This is a genomic window from Pseudomonadota bacterium (genome assembly GCA_039024915.1).
Taxonomy (GTDB): domain Bacteria; phylum Pseudomonadota; class Alphaproteobacteria; order Rhizobiales; family MH13; genus MH13.
Window position 1 is genome coordinate 124,250 of record JBCCPK010000002.1, and the last position, 17,871, is coordinate 142,120.

At 57.9% G+C, this 17,871-nt stretch carries 20 protein-coding genes; 16 read left to right on the forward strand and 4 right to left on the reverse strand.

Annotated elements, in window-relative coordinates; translation table 11 throughout:
- Window positions 1–84 precede the first annotated feature (84 nt).
- Entirely contained in the window at window positions 85–1,731 is a 1,647-nt protein-coding gene (locus AAF739_03895) for an FAD-dependent oxidoreductase (protein ID MEM6381792.1), read from the forward strand.
- Here the strand turns inward: AAF739_03895 and AAF739_03900 are convergent.
- The gene (locus tag AAF739_03900) at window positions 1,728–2,129 is read right to left on the reverse strand and encodes a RidA family protein (GenBank protein ID MEM6381793.1); all 402 of its coding nucleotides are present in this window, start codon (window positions 2,127–2,129) and stop codon (window positions 1,728–1,730) included. The two genes, AAF739_03895 and AAF739_03900, sit on opposite strands and share 4 nt — an antisense overlap.
- Window positions 2,130–2,393: 264 nt before the next feature.
- On the opposite strand from AAF739_03900, the gene AAF739_03905 reads away from it, so the two are divergent.
- The 10 genes from AAF739_03905 (at window position 2,394) to AAF739_03950 (ending at window position 11,407) form a co-directional block, all read left to right on the forward strand.
- Window positions 2,394–3,419 (forward strand): ABC transporter substrate-binding protein, encoded by a 1,026-nt coding sequence (locus tag AAF739_03905; GenBank protein MEM6381794.1) that lies wholly within the window; start codon window positions 2,394–2,396, stop codon window positions 3,417–3,419.
- Window positions 3,420–3,553: 134 nt separating this feature from the next.
- Window positions 3,554–4,327 (forward strand): ABC transporter ATP-binding protein, encoded by a 774-nt coding sequence (locus AAF739_03910; GenBank protein MEM6381795.1) that lies wholly within the window; start codon window positions 3,554–3,556, stop codon window positions 4,325–4,327.
- A gap of 3 nt (window positions 4,328–4,330) precedes the next feature.
- On the forward strand, window positions 4,331–5,206 hold the full coding sequence (locus AAF739_03915; protein ID MEM6381796.1) for an ABC transporter permease: 876 nt from the start codon (window positions 4,331–4,333) through the stop codon (window positions 5,204–5,206).
- Window positions 5,207–6,484 (forward strand): cytosine deaminase, encoded by a 1,278-nt coding sequence (locus tag AAF739_03920; GenBank protein MEM6381797.1) that lies wholly within the window; start codon window positions 5,207–5,209, stop codon window positions 6,482–6,484.
- Window positions 6,485–7,897, forward strand: a complete 1,413-nt coding sequence (locus AAF739_03925) for an FAD-binding oxidoreductase (GenBank protein ID MEM6381798.1) — start codon at window positions 6,485–6,487, stop codon at window positions 7,895–7,897. It abuts the gene before it with no gap.
- Window positions 7,898–7,939: 42 nt separating this feature from the next.
- A complete protein-coding gene (locus AAF739_03930; GenBank protein ID MEM6381799.1) occupies window positions 7,940–8,533 on the forward strand; it encodes an NAD(P)H-dependent oxidoreductase in 594 nt (197 codons plus the stop codon).
- Window positions 8,534–8,539: 6 nt separating this feature from the next.
- Window positions 8,540–9,193, forward strand: a complete 654-nt coding sequence (locus tag AAF739_03935; GenBank protein ID MEM6381800.1) for an NAD(P)H-dependent oxidoreductase — start codon at window positions 8,540–8,542, stop codon at window positions 9,191–9,193.
- Entirely contained in the window at window positions 9,190–10,137 is a 948-nt protein-coding gene (locus AAF739_03940; protein MEM6381801.1) for a 2-oxoglutarate and iron-dependent oxygenase domain-containing protein, read from the forward strand. Before AAF739_03935 ends, AAF739_03940 begins: the two co-directional genes overlap by 4 nt.
- The gene (locus tag AAF739_03945; GenBank protein ID MEM6381802.1) at window positions 10,134–10,943 is read left to right on the forward strand and encodes a creatininase family protein; all 810 of its coding nucleotides are present in this window, start codon (window positions 10,134–10,136) and stop codon (window positions 10,941–10,943) included. Before AAF739_03940 ends, AAF739_03945 begins: the two co-directional genes overlap by 4 nt.
- A 128-nt stretch (window positions 10,944–11,071) precedes the next feature.
- Window positions 11,072–11,407: a hypothetical protein gene (locus AAF739_03950; protein ID MEM6381803.1), complete on the forward strand. Its 336-nt coding sequence runs from the start codon at window positions 11,072–11,074 to the stop codon at window positions 11,405–11,407.
- Window positions 11,408–11,527: 120 nt separating this feature from the next.
- Here AAF739_03950 and AAF739_03955 read toward each other — a convergent pair whose 3' ends face one another.
- Window positions 11,528–11,749 (reverse strand): helix-turn-helix transcriptional regulator, encoded by a 222-nt coding sequence (locus tag AAF739_03955; GenBank protein ID MEM6381804.1) that lies wholly within the window; start codon window positions 11,747–11,749, stop codon window positions 11,528–11,530.
- Window positions 11,749–12,246, reverse strand: a complete 498-nt coding sequence (locus AAF739_03960; GenBank protein ID MEM6381805.1) for a hypothetical protein — start codon at window positions 12,244–12,246, stop codon at window positions 11,749–11,751. Before AAF739_03960 ends, AAF739_03955 begins: the two co-directional genes overlap by 1 nt.
- A 305-nt stretch (window positions 12,247–12,551) precedes the next feature.
- On the opposite strand from AAF739_03960, the gene AAF739_03965 reads away from it, so the two are divergent.
- On the forward strand, window positions 12,552–13,070 hold the full coding sequence (locus AAF739_03965) for a hypothetical protein (protein ID MEM6381806.1): 519 nt from the start codon (window positions 12,552–12,554) through the stop codon (window positions 13,068–13,070).
- Window positions 13,071–13,133: 63 nt separating this feature from the next.
- Here AAF739_03965 and AAF739_03970 read toward each other — a convergent pair whose 3' ends face one another.
- Window positions 13,134–13,988, reverse strand: coding sequence for a DUF2189 domain-containing protein (locus AAF739_03970; GenBank protein MEM6381807.1), 855 nt, complete (start codon window positions 13,986–13,988; stop codon window positions 13,134–13,136).
- 419 nt (window positions 13,989–14,407) lie between these two features.
- On the opposite strand from AAF739_03970, the gene ccoN reads away from it, so the two are divergent.
- The 4 genes from ccoN to ccoP are packed head-to-tail and all read left to right on the forward strand — an operon-like array spanning window position 14,408 to window position 17,745.
- The gene (gene ccoN / locus AAF739_03975) at window positions 14,408–15,904 is read left to right on the forward strand and encodes a cytochrome-c oxidase, cbb3-type subunit I (GenBank protein MEM6381808.1); all 1,497 of its coding nucleotides are present in this window, start codon (window positions 14,408–14,410) and stop codon (window positions 15,902–15,904) included.
- Between the two features lie 5 nt (window positions 15,905–15,909).
- On the forward strand, window positions 15,910–16,650 hold the full coding sequence (gene ccoO, locus AAF739_03980) for a cytochrome-c oxidase, cbb3-type subunit II (GenBank protein MEM6381809.1): 741 nt from the start codon (window positions 15,910–15,912) through the stop codon (window positions 16,648–16,650).
- A complete protein-coding gene (locus AAF739_03985) occupies window positions 16,647–16,853 on the forward strand; it encodes a cbb3-type cytochrome c oxidase subunit 3 (protein MEM6381810.1) in 207 nt (68 codons plus the stop codon). Before ccoO ends, AAF739_03985 begins: the two co-directional genes overlap by 4 nt.
- Window positions 16,846–17,745, forward strand: a complete 900-nt coding sequence (ccoP, locus tag AAF739_03990; GenBank protein MEM6381811.1) for a cytochrome-c oxidase, cbb3-type subunit III — start codon at window positions 16,846–16,848, stop codon at window positions 17,743–17,745. Before AAF739_03985 ends, ccoP begins: the two co-directional genes overlap by 8 nt.
- Window positions 17,746–17,871: the final 126 nt, after the last annotated feature.

A 17,871-nucleotide genomic window follows, 5' to 3' on the forward strand; every position in this document is an offset into this window, starting at 1 on the left:
GTCATTCACTCCGCTTTGGTTGGTCGACACCGACTTAGAGCACACCGGTTGCCCGACCAAGACCCCTCATTCAAGGCATTTTTCATGCTCGAAACCGCAGTCACCCCCCGCACGTCGCAAACCAAGACCCAGCTTGAGAAGGCGGCCTACCCGGTCCTGACCGATTCCCAACTGGCGCGGCTCGAAGGAGCGGGACGACGGGAGAACCTACCCAAAGGCCATGTGCTTTGGGAGGTGGGAGCGGACAGCTATGACTGTTTCCATGTCCTGAGCGGATCAGTTGACATCATCGATCGCACCGACGGGCACACGGTTGTAAAACTTCAGGCCCCAAACCTGATCGGAGAACTTGGCCTCCTGATGGGTCAGCGAACGTTTTTTGCAGGCGTGGTCGGTGAAGATGCCGACATGATCATCGTCCCCAACGCCAAACTGCGAGAACTGATCGCCACCGATCCGGAATTAAGCGATATCATCGTCACCGCCTTTGCTGCCCGGCGCAGACTGATCCTCGAATGGGGCGAAGGTCGCCTGACCATCATCGGTGACCCAAAAAATCGTAAGACCCTGGAACTCCTGCAATTTGCCACCCGCTCACTTGTCCCCCATCGCTTCGTTGATACCGGCGAACCGGGCTGGCGTGACCGGGTGGAGCACACGTGCAGCTTACCCGATGGCCAGTGTCTTGCGCTGATCGGCAAAGACGAGGTTTTGGTCGACCCGGAAACGCGCGAGGTTTCGGCTGCACTTGGCCTCGATCTCGAAGCGAAAGCCGACAAGGTGTTCGACGTACTTGTCGTCGGAGCGGGACCTGCCGGCCTCGCCGCGTCGGTTTACAGCGCGTCCGAAGGGCTCGATGTGATCACCATCGAAGACACCGCAATTGGTGGGCAAGCCGGAACGTCGAGCCGCATCGAGAACTATCTGGGGTTTCCCAGAGGCGTTTCAGGGGCGGAGCTGGCATACCTTGGTGAAGTTCAGGCTGTGAAATTCGGGGCCCGCTTCACGGTCCCTCGGCGGGCATCTCGGCTCGTGCGAAAGTCCGATCACTTCGCGGTGGAGCTGGACGATGACAGCTGCATCCGTGCCCGTGCGCTCATCCTTGCAAACGGTGTGCAGTATCGCCGTTTGCCGCTGGAAAACCTTGAAGCACTTGAAGGCCACGGCGTTTACTACGCTGCAACAGAGCTTGAGGCGCGCTTCTGCAAGAACACGGAAGCAGTCATTATCGGTGGGGGAAACTCGGCCGGGCAGGCCGCCATGTTCCTGTCGCGCCACGCCAAACACGTTCATCTCGTTGTGCGTCGCGATGGCCTTTCGGAAACCATGTCATCTTACCTGACGAGCCGCATTCATAGTGACCCGTCGATCACGCTGCACACACTCAGCGAAGTCACGGCGCTGGCGGGGAGCGAACGGCTGGAAGGTCTGACGCTGACAAACCGCCAGACTGGAACGCAGACCAACATCGCAACAACAGCTCTTTTCATCATGATCGGTGCTGCACCGAACACCGAATGGCTGTCAGGTCAGATCGAGTTGGACGAAAAGGGATTTGTGAAAACCGGCCAAAGTGTCGGACTTCATACGCGTGGATACGCCACATCATTGCCGGGGGTGTTCGCAGTCGGTGACATCCGTTCAGGCTCGGTCAAGCGCGTGGCGTCCGCTGTTGGCGAAGGATCGGTCGTGGTTTCAGCGGTGCATGGCTATCTTGCCGATCCGACTTAATCGGCAGCGGGGCCGATCGCAGATGCCTCAATCTCGACGAGGAATTCGGGGCGCGTAAAGCCCGACACGATGATCAAGGTCGACGCGGGAAGCCTGGGAACGTCGGCAAGCCAAGTATCGCGAGCCTTCATGTAGCCTGCCATGTGCTCGCGCGCCGTAACGTACGCGCCCAGGTGGAACACATGGTCTCTGCTCAAGCCGCCGTCTGTGAGGATGGCATCAAGGCTTTCGAACACCAACACAGCTTGATCGTATGCGGATTCGGGAACCGAGCCATCTTTTGCCACCGGCAACTGACCTGAGGTCCGGACCAACGTCTGACCGGAAGGAATCGCTACCCCATGAGCGTAGCGGGCAAGCGGAGGAGCCAGACTGTCAGGTAATAAAGAACGAAACACGGTACGTGCATTCCTATATTTGAGGTCCGAAACTGCCCACGGCACAGGCATGCGATGCACCCATATGCACAGGTTGAATGCACAGCCCGAAGACGCCTCGAATTTAGGCGTTTTCACATTGACATCGCAAGGCGCACCTCGCCAAACTATAGGGGTATAGCTGTTTGCCGCCATGGCGGATTGGCAAGGATGTTGCAGCGCCACCAAGACCGTAGGCCAAATCTGGCACCTTGGCGCAAAACAAGCCCAAACTCGGAGTTTGAAATGACCGTAATGACCTTTTCTTTTGCCAACCAGAGCCGCCGCGCCGCGCTTCTGGCAGCCACTGGCGTATGTGTGGCGTTGGCAGCGCCCGCTTTCGCGCAGGACTTGCGGCCCATCACCTTCGGCACCAATTGGCTCGCACAGGCCGAGCATGGCGGCTTCTACCAATCGGTTGCCGATGGAACCTACGCCGAGGAATGCGGCCTCGACGTCACGATCGTCACCGGCGGTCCACAGGTGAACAACACGGCGCTTCTGCTTGCCGGTCGCATCGATTTTTATATGGGCGACCACCTTGGGGCGATCTTCGCAATCGAGGAGGACCTACCGCTGGTCAACGTGGCCTCAAGCTTCCAGAAAGACCCTCAGGTGTTGATGACGCACCCAGGCCGGGTTGCAGATTTCGCAAGCATGAGCGAACTGACGATGATCGTGCAGGACAACGCGACCTATTATGAGTGGATGAAGGCCGCTTACGAGTTCAACGACCAGCAACGCGAGACCTACACGTTCAACTCCGCACCGTTCATTGTAAACGAAGACGCCGCTCAGCAAGGATATCTGTCCTCCGAGCCCTTCTCCATCGAGCGCGAAACCGGCTGGGCGCCGGACGTCTACTTGATTGCCGACGCCGGCTACACCGCCTACTCGACCACGATTCAGACCTTGGCCTCGACTATCGACGAAGACCCTGAGCTCGTCCAATGCTTCGTCGATGCGTCGATCAAGGGCTGGTACAACTACCTGTACAACGACAACGCCGCCGCCGACGAGATGATCAAGGCGGACAATCCCGAAATGACGCAGGAAGCCATTGATTACGCGATCGAAGTCATGCTCGCGCAAGGCATCGTTGATTCCGGGGACGCGCTGGAGCTAGGGATCGGAGCCATGACCGACGAGCGCATGCAGGACTTCTACAATAAGATGGTTGAAGCGGGCGTGGTGACGGCCGGCCTTGATATCTCACCCTCTTACACCCTGGATTTTGTGAATAACGGCGTCGGGATGGACCTCAAGCCCTGATCGCCACCAAGCAAAGACCCGCTCGGCGTCGCCTGCGGCGCCGAGCGCCTCCCCGGTACCCAGCTTCAGGTGGACCTGCTGCATCAATGAATGTCGCTTCCCAACCCTCGACCACCAACGCAACGGCGCTTGCGATGGCTGATCGCGAAACGGTTTTGCGCATGCGCAGTATCGACAAAACGTTCAGGGGTGGCGTTGTTGCCTTGAATGAGATGAACCTTGACATTCGCAAGGGCGATTTTCTCTCACTTCTCGGTCCGTCCGGTTGCGGTAAATCGACAGCGTTGCGGCTCATCGCCGGACTTATGCGCCCAACCTCAGGGCGGATCGAATGGGAAGGTGGTGGCGGCAAGGACGATCTAGGCGTCGTTTTTCAAGAGCCGACATTGATGCCCTGGGCGACGGTTGAAAGAAATGTCTGGTTGCCCTTCCGCCTGCGCGGTCAAAGCCTTTCAGCGTCTCGTGATCGGATTTATGAGGCTTTGTCTCTCGTTGGGCTTGAAAATTTCGGCGAAAGCTACCCTCGAGAGCTATCAGGCGGCATGAAAATGCGCGTCTCAATTGCCCGGGCTCTCGTCACCAATCCACGCATCATTCTGATGGACGAGCCATTCGCCGCACTCGACGAGATCACGCGTCAGAAGCTGAACGACGATCTTTTGAACCTTAAGGCGAAAACCGATGCGACCGTCGTGTTCGTGACGCACTCGGTCTTCGAAAGCGTTTTTCTCTCAGACCGCATCATCGTGATGGCGGCTCGACCGGGGCGCGTCGTCAAGGAGATAACTGTCCCCGAGCCCTACCCGCGTGGGATCGAATGGCGGACGTCACCCAACTACGCGCACATTGCCCGGGAAACCTCCGATACGCTCCTGGGGACCCTTGCACCTGGAACGGAGATCCATTGAACAATGGCCGTCATCGATAGCTCCCCATCCTCCCCTCCTGAAGGCACGACGACCGCGGTCGACCTGGAAGAGGAGCAGATCGCGCGGCGCAAGCGAACCGAGGAGATCGGCAAGTGGGCTTTGCCTTTGATCGTGATGGCGGCAGCGATCTGGTTCTGGGACCGTATCGTGGTCTGGAACGATATTCCCCACTTCATCCTCCCCCGTCCGGGCCTTGTGCTTGAGACTTTGTGGGCTGACCGGGCGATGCTGTTCGAGAGCTTATGGGTGACCGTGAAGATCACGGCACTCGCATTGCTCGTGGCGGTCGTCGGCGGAGTCGGGCTCGCTGTACTGTTTGCTCAGAGCAAATTCGCTGAGATGTCGTTCTCGCCCTTTGCGGTAATCTTACAGGTCACACCGATCGTTGCCATCGCCCCGCTGATCTTCATCTACATTGAAAGCAAGCTGGTCGGTCTTTTGCTGTGTGCCTGGATCGTCGCGTTTTTCCCGATCTTGGCGAACACGACCCTTGGCTTGAACTCCGCCGACCATAATCTGCGCGATCTGTTTCGAATTTATCGCGCCAGCCGGTGGCAAAGACTGATTCATCTTCAGCTTCCCTCCGCCTTACCTTTTTTTCTGGGCGGCTTGAAGATTGCGGGCGGTTTGGCGCTTATTGGCGCAGTGGTCGCGGAATACGTTGCCGGTAGCGGCGGTATCGACTCTGGCCTTGCCTTCCGAATTCTTGAAGCTGGCTACAGGCTGAACATTCCGCGCATGTTTGCTGCGCTTATCCTGATCGCTGCAACCGGGGTCGTCATTTACGCGTTGACGTCGCTGACCAGCTATCTTTTGCTGCGCAAATGGCACGAAAGTGCCCTAAAGCGGGAGCAATGAGTGCAACGGCCTTTTTCAATACCCACCGGCCCCATCACACTCGACAACCTTGCCATACCCGGTCCTCTTGTCGGTTCCTCTGAAGCCCTAGTCACGCGGTCGGTCACGATCGCTGATGGGCGCTTTCGTCGTGAACCGGCGCCCGACCGCATTGATGCAGGCGGGAGGATCGGCCTGCCAGCCCTCATCGATATGCATACGCACCTCGACAAGGGGCACATCTGGCCACGGCAACCAAACCCCGATGGGTCCTTCGATGGCGCCCTTGCGGCTGTCGGTGCCGATCGTGAGGCACATTGGTCTGCGGATGATGTGCGGGCACGCATGCAGTTTGCGCTCGAGTGCGCCTACGCTTACGGGACGAAGGCGATCCGTACCCATATCGATAGTATCGGCAAGCAAACCGATATTTCGTTCGGCGTGTTCCAAGAACTGCGGGAGGTCTGGCGCGGGAAGATCGATTTACAGGCTGTGTGCCTGGTCGGAAGCGAACACATTGAGCCCGATGGCGATGGGACCTTTGCGCACGTCGCAAACGTTACACAGGAGGCCGGCGGTGTGCTCGGTTATGTACCGACGCCGCTGCCAGACATTGACGCGCGGATTGCAAATTTTTTCCGAATTGCCGCAGCACGCGGGATGAACGCTGACCTGCACGTCGACGAGACCGGCGATCCGTCGGTCAACACTCTGAAAACCATCGCACAGACAGTGATCGACAGTGGTTTCGAAGGAACGGTCGTTTGCGGCCACTGTTGTTCGCTTGCGGTCATGGATGATGACGAAGCCGACCGGACGATGGATCTCGTTGCACAGGCAGGCATCAACATCGTTTCGCTGCCGATGTGCAATCTCTACCTGCAGGATCGCGGAGACGGAACGCGCACCCCCCGCTGGCGCGGCGTAACGCTTGTCCACGAACTCAAAGCGCGCGGTGTGAACGTCGCGTTTGCTTCCGACAACACGCGTGATCCTTTCTACGCTTTCGGCGATCTCGACATGGTCGAAGTGATGCGGGAGGCGACGCGGATTGCCCATCTCGATCATACCACGAACGATTGGGTCCGCAGCTTCACGACGACCCCCGCACAGGTTTGCGGCTTCGATTACGCGCCATTCGAAGCAGGAACACCGGCCGATTTCGTAGTCGTTTCAGCGCGTAGCTGGAACGAGTTCTTTTCCCGTCCACAAGCACACAGAGCCGTCATTCGAGACGGTGTTGCGCTGGACCTTTCGCCGCCAAGCTATGCGGCGCTTGACACCTTGATGGAGCATTAGATGAACCCCAACAGTGCAGCCGTGCGCGAAGCGCTCGCCCACATGGACATCGACGACAATCCAGCCACGCTGAAACAGAAAAGCCGCGATTTCTTCTGGTACTCGCCGGTTCTCAAGGCGCGCATGGACCACTTGGTGGCGGATTTCGTGGTGTCGCCACGATCCGAGGAAGAAGTGATCGAGGTTTTACGCGCCTGTTTCAAGCACGACGTACCAGTGACCACGCGCGGTGCCGGAACAGGCAATTACGGTCAAGCCATGCCGATGCGCGGCGGCATCATCATGCACATGAAAAACATGACCAAGGTGAAGGAGATTCACCCCGGCCGCGTGATTGTCGAACCAGGAAAGGTGGTCAAAGACCTTGATGCCGAAACGCGAGCACACTCAGGCCAGGAGCAGCGTATGACGCCATCCACCTACGGGACGGCAACGATCGGTGGCTTTATCGCTGGCGGGTCAGGCGGCATTGGTTCGTGCCGCTGGGGCGCGTTGCGCGACACTGGCAACATTCTGCGCATCCGTGTCGTAACGATGGAAGCGGAACCGCGCATCTTGGAGTTTACTGGCGACGACCTCGCCCGGGTGTCCCACGCCTACGGAACCAATGGCATCATCACCGAAGTCGAGATGCCACTCGCCCCAGCTTACGAGTGGGTAGAATTTGCGGTCGGATTCACCGATTTCATGGAGGGCACCCGTTTTGCGTACGATCTGGCACATCAGGACGGCATCCTGTGCAAGCTCATTACGCCCATCGAAGCGCCGATTCCCGCATCTTACTTCAAGCGGTTCCAGAAATACGTAACCCCCGAACAGTCGATGGTGATCGTGCTTGTCGCGCCCCATTCGCTCGACGGGTTTGAAGCGTTTATGAAAGCAAAAGGTGCTCCCGACGTGATCTACCGCTCGGATGCCTCGACCTTTGAACGGACACCCGGCCATCTCGCTGAATACACGTGGAACCACACCACGTTGCGAGCGCTCCAAGTGAAGCCGTCCGTGACCTATCTTCAGGTCCGCTATGGCGGCGACGATCCCGTGGCGCAGGTGGCCCGCATCCGGGAAATCTTCGGCGCCGAAGTTCTCCAGCATCTCGAGGTGATGCGTGAAAACGGGCGCGTCATCTTCGCGGGCCTGCCCATTGTTGATTTCACCACCGAGGAGCGGCTTGATGAAATCGTGCGCATTCACGAAGACGAACAATGTCTGATTTTCAACCCGCACCGCTACACGCTTGAAGAGGGTGGGCGCCAGAAGACCGACGATCGACAGCTCAAGTTCAAGAAAGAGGCTGATCCGAAGGGCCTTTTGAACCCGGGCAAGATGATTTCCTGGGATGACCCCGACTTCGCTTACGACCGCATGTACGAGTACGCGGATATGAAGAAGCCTGACGATAAAGCGGCATAGCGATCAAGCTCGGGGGAGCCTGAAGGGGGAGCAAACGGCGCGATGATGGGTCCGGACAAAACGGTCATGGTGCTGTTCGCGCACCCGGTGCCGGAGAGTTTTTCGGGTTCACTGAACCAAGCTGTGCTCAGCTCGCTGTCAAAAACCGCTTGGTCTGTCGACGACTGCGACCTGTACGCAGAGGGCTTCGAGCCTTTGTTATCGACGGATGAGCGTCGTGGTTATCACGATCTGCAAACCAATACGCGGCCCGTCCAACGCTATGTCGACCGGCTCCGCGCCGCCAGCGCGCTGGTGTTCGTCTATCCGGTCTGGAACTTCGGCTATCCCGCTATCCTCAAAGGGTTTTTCGACCGAGTGTTTCTGCCCGGCGTGTCCTTCAAGATGGTCGATGGCAAGGTTGCCCCAAACCTCACGCACATCGAAAAGTTCGCCGTTGTGACGACTTATGGCGGTACGCGCGTCCGCGCTTTTCTTGCTGGCGACCCACCACGCAAACTGATGACGCGCGCTGTGCGCTACGCCACGGGCGGCGCGCCTATGGAATACTTCGCACTTTACGACATGAACCGTGCCTCGCATGACAGGCGGGCATCGTTCTTGCAAAAAATCAGCAAAGAGATGGAGAGGTTCTGACCCACGATGAAGGCTTTGATCGTCTACTGCCACCCAAGCGCCAGCAGCTTCAACCACGCGGTCTTGGAAACAGTACTCTCAGAACTCAGAGAGCAAAGTATCGAACACCGCGTCATCGACCTTTACGCCGAAAAGTTCGACCCTCGCCTGACCTTGGAGGATTGGACCGAGTACGAAGATACCGCCGTCAACACCGACCGCATTGCTCAGCATGTGGAGAGCCTGCGCTGGTGCGACAGCCTCATTTTCATTTACCCCACTTGGTGGTTTGGGCAGCCTGCCATTCTCAAGGGTTGGCTTGATCGCGTGCTTGTTCCCGGTGTGGCTTTCAATATGCCAACGGACCAGAACCCGCGCATCACCCACACACTACAACACATCACCCGCTTGGGCGTGTTCACAACCTGTGGTGCTTCGTTCTGGTTTACCAAGTTCGTTGGCGCCCCCGGCAAGCGCATCCTGCTACGTGGCCTGCGGTCCTGTTTGAACCCACGCGCAAAGACATCGTTTGCAGCCCACTATCTGATGGACAGCTCCACGCAGGAAACGCGTTCGCGACATTTGGAGCTTGTCGCAAACAGAACCCGCAGTCTGATTGGTACCAAAAGCCGCTTGCGCAGCCTCGTTGGCACACCCGGTCGCATTGGACAAACAGCATGACAATCATCCCGGTTCTCGACTACAGCCAGTTCACCAGCGGCGACCGCAGCGCGTTCGTGAACGCTTGGGGTGAAGCCGCACGGGGCCCCGGCTTCGTTGTCATCAAGAACCATGGCGTCCCGAGCGATCTGATCGAGGCCATGTTTACCCGAGCGGATGCGTTCTTTGGGCAGCCTGTAAAAGAGAAAAACAAGGTCTCAATCGACAAGTCGCCGCACAATCGTGGCTACGCCGGCACCGGGTCGGAAAGCTTGGATGAGAAGAGCGGGGTCATGGACCAGAAGGAAGCCTACAATATGGGCTTAGACCTCGCGCCCAGCGATCCACGTGTGCTTGCTGGCGAACCGTATCGCGGTGTGAACATGTGGCCCAACGTTCCAGGCTTCGCGGACACCTTTAAGGCCTACTTCAATGCGGTGACCGAGTTGGGTCAGAACCTCCACCGGGCAATCGCACTCGACCTGGGCTTAGCGGAAGACTTCTTTGCCGGCCATTTCGATGCGTCCATGTCAACGTTACGTGTTCTTCGCTATCCGCCAGCAAACAACCCATCACCTGGCGAAATCGGCGCCGGCGCACATACCGACTACGGTTCGATCACACTCCTGATGACCGACGGCGTACCCGGATTGCAGGTCAAGCCTCGCGACAATGACGACTGGATCGATGTTCCCCACGTCGATGGCGCATTCGTCGTCAATATCGGCGACCTGCTGATGCGTTGGACCAATGATGTCTATGTATCCAACCCACACCGGGTCCAACGGCCCCTGAAGGAGCGCCGGTCGATCGCCTACTTTATGGATCCGAACCCCGACAGCCTTGTCGAAAAGCTCCCTACGATCGACGGCGAAGCGCACTATTCACCAATCCTAGCGCATGAGTATCTGACGTACCGATTGACTGCCACCTACAGTCAGAAACAATCGGGAAGCGCGGCATGACACGTCGCTATCGGTGGGCCGACTACAAGACGACCGAATTTGAGGATCTTGATCCTCAATCGGTCATCGCGGTCTTGCCGACGGCGGCCATCGAACAGCACGGGCCACACCTGCCGGTCGGCGTTGACACCTTTCTCAACGAGGGCATGCTTCGAACCACCGAAACACTGCTGCCAGAATTGGCGCCGGACCTCGACGTGCGCATCCTGCCAGTTCAGGCCATCGGCAAATCCAACGAGCATCTGCATGCAGCGGGTACACTGACCATTCCTGCCGATCTCGCTCTCAGAAGCTGGACCGAGATAGGCTTGTCCGTTGCACGGGCGGGCATTCGCAAGCTGGTCATCATCAATTCCCATGGCGGCAATCTGGACATTATTTCGATCCTCGCCCGCGAGCTGCGCGTTCAAGCACGCATGCTGGCAGTGAAGTACCAGTGGGGCGGGCTCGGCATTCCTGATGGCCTGTACTCCGAGCGGGAGATACGTTTCGGCATTCATGGCGGTGATGTAGAGACCTCCATGATGCTTCATTTCCACCCTGACCTCGTGGATATGGCGCACGCGAAAAACTTTCGCTCGACAGCCGAAGACCTTGTTGATGGCGCCAACGACGCCATCCGTATCTCACCCACGGGTATGCCCGCCTATGGCTGGATCGCTTCCGATCTTAATCCCCATGGAACGGTGGGAGATGCGTCCGTTGCGACGGCTGAGAAAGGCGCCACAACAGCCGACTACTACGCCCGGCGCTTTATCGAACTCCTTCAAGACGTCGCCGCAACCGACATCGCCAAGTTCGATTAGCGCTCTAAATATCACGAGCGCATGCCGATGCGTCGCCAGTTCGAACGTCCTGCTCAGACAATTGTCTCGTTTCGTCTTGTCGCTTGCGGTGATCTGAATGCTTGCGCACTGACTTTGAAGGAAGCGGGATGACTACCGACGACGGGGATATCGATCATCTGGAGGTCAATCAGGAGGTGACGAACGCGAAGCGCATGCCGCTGGTGCCGTTTCTCCTCAAACATCTAGCGACCGGCTTTGTGTGTGGTGCAGCCTTCGTTGCTGCGATCTTGGTTTTCAACGTCGGCAACCTGGGAACGCTGATCATGGGGGCAGACGTGGCCGTCTTGGCGATCTTCTTGTTGGCTCTGTTCGTGGGATCGACATTTGCGTCCGTGCAGGCTGGTATCGCAATCATGTTCAAAACTGACGAGTTGGAAAGCATTTCACAGCGCGCACCAAAGCGGTGGTCCAAACGCTCGTGAGCCCGTTTCACCAACGCACAACCTGAATGTCGTAAGGACATCAATCGCTGGTGGAGGTGTTGCCACCGTTCGCCCGAATCGCGGCCTTCCGTTCGGGGCTCAGCCCGTCTTGGCCCAACCTCAGCGTTCAGAATCGTCCGGTCTTTCGTAACGAATCAAATCTCCTGGCTGGCAGTCAAGGTAGTCGCAGATCTTCTCCAGTGTCTCGAAGCGGACCCCCTTCACCTTGCCGGACTTGAGGAGAGAAACTTGCTGCTCCGTGAGTTCAATCGCTTCAGCAAGCGCCTTTGAGCGGACCTTTCGCCGCGCAAGCATCACGTCCAGTTCCATCACAATTGGCATCACAGAATTCCCGCGTGCTCTTCGGCAACGCGAGCCGCTTCGGCCAGAACCGCACCCAGTCCCCAAAACGCAAAACCGGCCGCCAGCGCCCCAAGGCTAGCAGCGGAAAAACTGATTGAAAGGACACGTTCCCCAGGCGCATTGCTCGCCGTTAGAACAAGCACGGCCAGGGTATTTCCGATCACAGCAAGCACACCGAATGCGGCAAACCCCAACCCCGACTGCGACACCAGTCGTGCATTGTGCGCATCAAGAACAATACCCTTTGCCATACGGCTGAAGAGCCGGTTCAGCATCCACATTGTCCAAGCGAAAACGAGTGCTGGCAGGCTGAGAAGAGCAAGCGGAACGATGGCGCTTCGCCAGGTGTAAACCGCTTGACCAGGCGCGGGAGCGCTGTCGCCGAGGGCTGCGCTTAACGCGCCGAACCGGACATCCGGGATCAGCCACATCATCGCAATTCCGAGCAGAAGCAGCGCGGCAGCTACGAGGGGCACACCCGCGATCCATCGCGCACGCCGAACGGGGATTGTGGGACGTTTCGGTTGGCGAGAGCTAAGGGGCACGGGACTTCTCCAAATTCTCTTTGCATTTATAAATTAATATATTAGTTTAATTTTATCGTGTCTAGTTTTAGGTATCTTCCATGTCAATTCACCCCACCACACCATCAACGTATCACGCACCCTTGCCCAGGTTCTTGGCCAAACCTCGCCCGAAACGACCCACGTTTTGGACTAACAAGCGCCATGGTGCGCTGTTGGTTTCGTGGATGTGTTTCGCGCTAGCGGGGTGCGGTCATGTGCCCCTACGCTCCGTTCCGGCCCTGTCCACAATCGACTTTGAAACAACGGCATTCCAGCAATTGAACGCACGCGTGGAACTGCCCCAGCAACTAGTACCGCGCGCTGAGGGAACCCGCTTCAATGTGACCCTGACTCTTGAAGAAGAAGTGGTAGAAAGCCGATCCTTCGTACTCGTCCGAAACGACAGTGATCGAGCGTCAGCAATGGCGCAGCCCACGGTTGCGCCGGGCCGCCAAAGCTACACCTTTAGCTTGGCACCCGCCGATCAGCTGTCACTCGAGGACATCCGGCGTAAGATGCTAGAGGCGAAGGCAGCCGAACGGACCGGTAGCCTTGCACTGGCGGTTGCCGTCACAGATGTCTGTGCAAAAGGTGACCTGCCCGATGGCCCATTGTTGGTAGACGTCTACCTGAAGACCAGTGAGACAGAGCGATTTGTCCGCACGCTTGACGGTTACGACTTACGAGAACTGCAGTCCGGCGAACTTGCCGACCTGCCGATCTGCAGCAACTGAGCAAAAAGAGACTCGGCCCCGCACAACGCGCAGGGCCGAGGGTTAAACGCTCCTTGCTTAGCGCTAGTCGCGCGCCACGACGGTCTTGCGATAGAGGTGCCAAGTGGCGTGGCCAATGATCGGCAGGGTGATGATCAGCGGGAAGAGGAACAAGAGCACCGACAGGCCGGTGACAACCGCCACGATCAGGCCCCATAGTAGCATCGGCAGCGGGTTCTTGGAGACCGCATGCACCGACGTCATGATGGCTGTCATAAAGTCTACGGGCTTATCATGCAGGTAAGGCACCCCGACCACTGAGATCGAAAAAACCGTTCCAGCGAGCACCGCTCCAAAGGCATTGCCAACAAACAGGAACACGAGACCGCGCGTGGTGAACAGCTCTTCCATCAAGGAAGAAATGTCCATCTGCGCAAAATACAGAGGGCTGTAGCCGAAATTCAGCGCATAGATGACCCGCGCGACGACCAGCCAGACAACAAGCATGAAGGCCAGAACAAAGCCGTAAAGAAAGACGTGCGTTACACCGTGACGTTTGAACGCCCACAGAACATCATATTCGACCCGCTCACCAGTCTCGATGCGTCGTGAGATCTCATAAAGGCCAATCGCGGCAATGGGGCCAATCAGCAAGAACCCAGCCGCCATCGGAAAGATCAGCACGTACACCTCGGTGACCAAGGCGATGATGATCAAAAGCAAGCCCGCCGCAAAATAGGCAAAACCGAAAAAGGTGGAAACGAACGCCGCTTTCTTAAAGTCGGCAATGCCAGCGTGGACCGCTTCGAAAACGGTATCGAGCGTAATCTGATTCACCTCAGTCGGCGGCACATAGCCCTTCGGAATAAATCCTTCAGCATCAGCTTCAGCGCCGATTACCTCATCAAGATCACCGATTGCTCCCGATTCGTTCGCCATCGTTTTTATCTCCCTTGCATCGAAGACCTGCGCCCTTTGGCCGCCACCGAATACCCGAAAACATCGCGCGTTCGGCGACCTGTACCAACGAGCCTGTCAACCGGTCCCCGATGACCGTTCATACCGACAGCGGCAAATCAGCCGGGCAGTTTCAAGGCCTACTGCGCAATTTATACGCAAACACAGCACGCCTTATCGATCTAGATCAAATACGCACGCAACCTTCGGCGATGGGTAGATGTACGTGCGCGGTGAACCGAACTCACCACACGCTGGTGATGTTGGCTAGGTTTGACATTGCGCAACGCGGCGCCTGTCCGGTGATGATTTGAACGGTAGACGACGCGTCGGGGCGTCCAGCTACTCAGGATCAGCCACCGTTAAGCGACCGTGTCGGGACTACATGTCGGGGTTCAATTATGGCAGCTACCGCCGCTACCACCGCCGTTCAAGGGCAATCTGCGGACAGTGCACCGCTCACCTACGCGGACGACGCGATTCGTCTGTTTACTCTCGGCACGATTTTTTGGGCCCTGGCCGGCATGCTCGCAGGCGTCTTCATCGCCGCTCAACTTGCGTTTCCATGGCTGAACTTCCACGAGTGGATCAACTTCGGACGCTTGCGGCCTCTGCACACATCCGGTGTGATCCTTGGCTTTGGCGGCAATGCGCTTTTCGCATCGTCCTTTTACATCGTTCAACGCACCTGCCAGACACGCCTTTTCGGCCCGCAGTGGCTGCACGTTACGATGTTTTGGTTGTTCCAGGTCGTGTTGCTAGCGGCTGGCATCTCGTACCTTTTGGGCTTCACACAATCCAAAGAGTATGCCGAGCCGGAGTGGTACTTCGACATCCTTATCACCGTGTGGTGGGTACTCTATCTCGTTATTTTTGTTGGTACTCTCGTGCGCCGCAAAGAGCCGCACATATACGTGGCAAACTGGTTCTTCCTCGCGTTCATCCTAGCGGTGGCGATGCTGCACACCGTCAACAACATCTCCATTCCCGTCTCGCTGTTTTCGCCGCACAGCTACTCGATCTATTCCGGCGTCCAGTCGGCGATGATCCAGTGGTGGTACGGCCACAACATGGTCGGCTTCTTCCTGACCGCGGGCTTCATCGGGCTGATGTACTACTTCGTGCCCAAACAGGCCGAGCGTCCGATCTACTCGTATCGCCTGTCCATCGTTCACTTCTGGGCACTGATCTTTCTGTACATCTGGGCCGGGCCGCACCACCTGCACTACACCTCGCTGCCCGACTGGGCGCAGACGCTTGGCGTTGTGTTTTCCGTCATGCTTTGGATGCCGTCCTGGGGCGGCATGGTGAACGGCATTATGACCTTGTCTGGCGCATGGCATAAGCTGCGCACCGACCCCATCATGCGCTTCCTTGTTGTCTCAGTTGCCTTCTACGGCATGTCGACCTTCGAAGGTCCGCTGATGTCCATCAAGGAGGTCAATGCCCTGTCTCACTACACGGACTGGACAGTTGGCCATGTGCACTCAGGCGCGCTGGGCTGGGTTGCGTTCATCGCCTTTGGCGCCGTCTACTATCTCGTGCCGCGCCTGTGGCGTCGCAACATGCATTCGGTTGCCTTGATTGAGGTCCACTTCTGGCTCGCCTCGATCGGTATCCTTTTGTACATTACGGCGATGTGGGTGTCCGGTATCACCCAAGGTCTGATGTGGCGGACCTATGATGAGAACGGCTTCCTTCTGTACTCGTTCTCCGACACGGTCGCGATGCTTCACCCCTATTATGTGACGCGGTTGCTGGGCGGCGTGCTGTTCGTCGCTGGGGTCGTGGTGATGGCTTACAACATCATCCGCACCATCACCGGGCCGATCATCGCACGTACGCCGAAACCACTCACCTCAGGTCCCGACACCGGCGACCTGGCACCGGCGGAGTAAGGGCCATGCTGAACCACTCCATCATCGAAAAAAGCACGCCGCTTATGCTGCTTCTCATTCTCTTGTCGCTGGGCGTGGGCGGCATGGTGCAGATCATTCCGCTGTTCAAGGTGGAATCAACGATCGAACCGGTGACAGGCGTGCGCGCTTTCACACCGCTCGAGCAGTTGGGCCGCAACATCTACATGCGAGAAGGTTGCTACAATTGCCACTCGCAGCAGGTGCGCCCGTTCCGCGATGAAGTGGACCGGTACGGCCATTACTCGCTAGCAGCCGAAGGGGTCTATGAGTTCCCGTTCCTGTGGGGTTCCAAGCGCACCGGTCCGGATCTGGCACGGGTTGGCGGCAAATACTCCAACGAATGGCACGCGGCACATTTGCGCGACCCCCAGTCGGTGCTTCCGGAGTCGATCATGCCGGCGTACGCGTTCCTTGAGCGCCCGCTCGACTACGGTGATTTTGACCAACACATGGAGACCCTGCGCTTCGTTGGTGTGCCCTATACCGACGAAGGCATTGCCGCGATGGACGACGACATCCTCGCGCAAGCCTTGCCCGATCTTGGCGATTCATCGGCCCTGCGCGAACGCTATCCGGGGGCGCCGCTCGGCCCGTTCACAGGTCCCGATGAGACAATCACCGAGATGGACGCGCTGATCGCCTATCTCCAGGTTCTCGGGACGATGGTGGACTTCACCAGCTTCGACCCAGAAACGATGTTGCAAGGTCAGGAGATCGGTCGTTGAGCGCCGAAGCGCTCATCGGTTACGCGGAGGCTGCGTTTGTCGTTGTCGGCCTTCTAGCCATCGTGCTGCTGCTGATCAGGGTCTACAGCCCCTCCAACAAAAAGCAGATGGAAGACCACGCCAACATTCCGTTTCGCGGTGAGGACGCACCCGAACCACCATCCAGTTCCCCCTCCTCCTCAAGGCAAAAAGACGATGGGTAAAATCGAAAAAGACCCCATTACCGGGCAGTACACCACAGGTCACCAATGGAACGGCATTCGTGAATTGCGCACGCCGGTGCCAACATGGTGGATGTTGGTCTGGATCGCATCGATCGCCTTTGCGGTTGTCTACGCCGTCCTTCTGCCGTCGATACCGTTGGGCAACAAAACGACTGCGGGCGCGACCGGTTTCACTGCGCGGCTCAGTCTGGAAGCGCAGCTTGCGGAAGTTCGAGCGGAGCGTGAAGCGGAGGGAGCCGTCCTGGCCGACTTGGAACTTGCTGAAATTGCGGCGCACCCGGAACTGTCGGTTCTGGCCTTCAATGGCGGTCGCTCGGCTTTCGCCGTGAACTGCATCCAATGTCATGGTGCCGGCGGCGGCGGCCAGGTTGGACAGTTTCCTTCGCTGATTGACGATGACTGGCTGTGGGGCGGGCAACTCGAAGAGATTTGGTATTCCATCAACCACGGCATTCGTAACGAGACCCTCGATGCGCGCTTCAACTTGATGCCAGCGTACGGCGATTGGATGAGCGACGAGGAAATCGCCGATCTGGCCGATGTCGTTCTCGCGCTTAATCCCGCCAGCCCTGACCATGGTGGCGTATCGCAGATGCCAGGCTGGGAAAATTATGACCTCAACTGCACCGCCTGCCACGGTGCTGCCGGTCTGGGGAACCATGATCTCGGTGCGCCGAACCTGTCGGATGCGGTGTGGCTTTACGGCGGTGCGCGAGACGAGATCATCGCCCAAATCGCCTATCCCAGGATGGGTGTTATGCCAGCTTTTGGTGAACGCCTCGACGAGGCGACCATCAAGATGCTGGCGATTTATGTGCATTCGCTTGGTGGCGGCGAAGGCGGCGATGAAGAAACCGCCAGCGCGCAGTAACCGGCGGGCGGTGCAGCAGAGAGGCGCTGAATTTGCGGTGCGGACGTCGGGGTACGCTCTAGTCCGAATAACAACCCCATCGCCTCTCGTTCATATTAGCGGTTGATTGAATAATCCCCGCGTTTC

Coding starts and splice junctions, on each gene's coding strand:
- AAF739_03950 (MEM6381803.1), top strand. CDS start 11,072: ATGACTACCGACGACGGGGATATCGATCATCTGGAGGTCAATCAGGAG.
- ccoN (MEM6381808.1), top strand. CDS start 14,408: ATGGCAGCTACCGCCGCTACCACCGCCGTTCAAGGGCAATCTGCGGAC.
- AAF739_03970 (MEM6381807.1), bottom strand. CDS start 13,988: ATGGCGAACGAATCGGGAGCAATCGGTGATCTTGATGAGGTAATCGGC.
- AAF739_03940 (MEM6381801.1), top strand. CDS start 9,190: ATGACAATCATCCCGGTTCTCGACTACAGCCAGTTCACCAGCGGCGAC.
- AAF739_03930 (MEM6381799.1), top strand. CDS start 7,940: ATGATGGGTCCGGACAAAACGGTCATGGTGCTGTTCGCGCACCCGGTG.
- AAF739_03925 (MEM6381798.1), top strand. CDS start 6,485: ATGAACCCCAACAGTGCAGCCGTGCGCGAAGCGCTCGCCCACATGGAC.
- AAF739_03905 (MEM6381794.1), top strand. CDS start 2,394: ATGACCGTAATGACCTTTTCTTTTGCCAACCAGAGCCGCCGCGCCGCG.
- ccoO (MEM6381809.1), top strand. CDS start 15,910: ATGCTGAACCACTCCATCATCGAAAAAAGCACGCCGCTTATGCTGCTT.
- AAF739_03945 (MEM6381802.1), top strand. CDS start 10,134: ATGACACGTCGCTATCGGTGGGCCGACTACAAGACGACCGAATTTGAG.
- AAF739_03895 (MEM6381792.1), top strand. CDS start 85: ATGCTCGAAACCGCAGTCACCCCCCGCACGTCGCAAACCAAGACCCAG.
- ccoP (MEM6381811.1), top strand. CDS start 16,846: ATGGGTAAAATCGAAAAAGACCCCATTACCGGGCAGTACACCACAGGT.
- AAF739_03955 (MEM6381804.1), bottom strand. CDS start 11,749: ATGCCAATTGTGATGGAACTGGACGTGATGCTTGCGCGGCGAAAGGTC.
- AAF739_03915 (MEM6381796.1), top strand. CDS start 4,331: ATGGCCGTCATCGATAGCTCCCCATCCTCCCCTCCTGAAGGCACGACG.
- AAF739_03910 (MEM6381795.1), top strand. CDS start 3,554: ATGGCTGATCGCGAAACGGTTTTGCGCATGCGCAGTATCGACAAAACG.
- AAF739_03935 (MEM6381800.1), top strand. CDS start 8,540: ATGAAGGCTTTGATCGTCTACTGCCACCCAAGCGCCAGCAGCTTCAAC.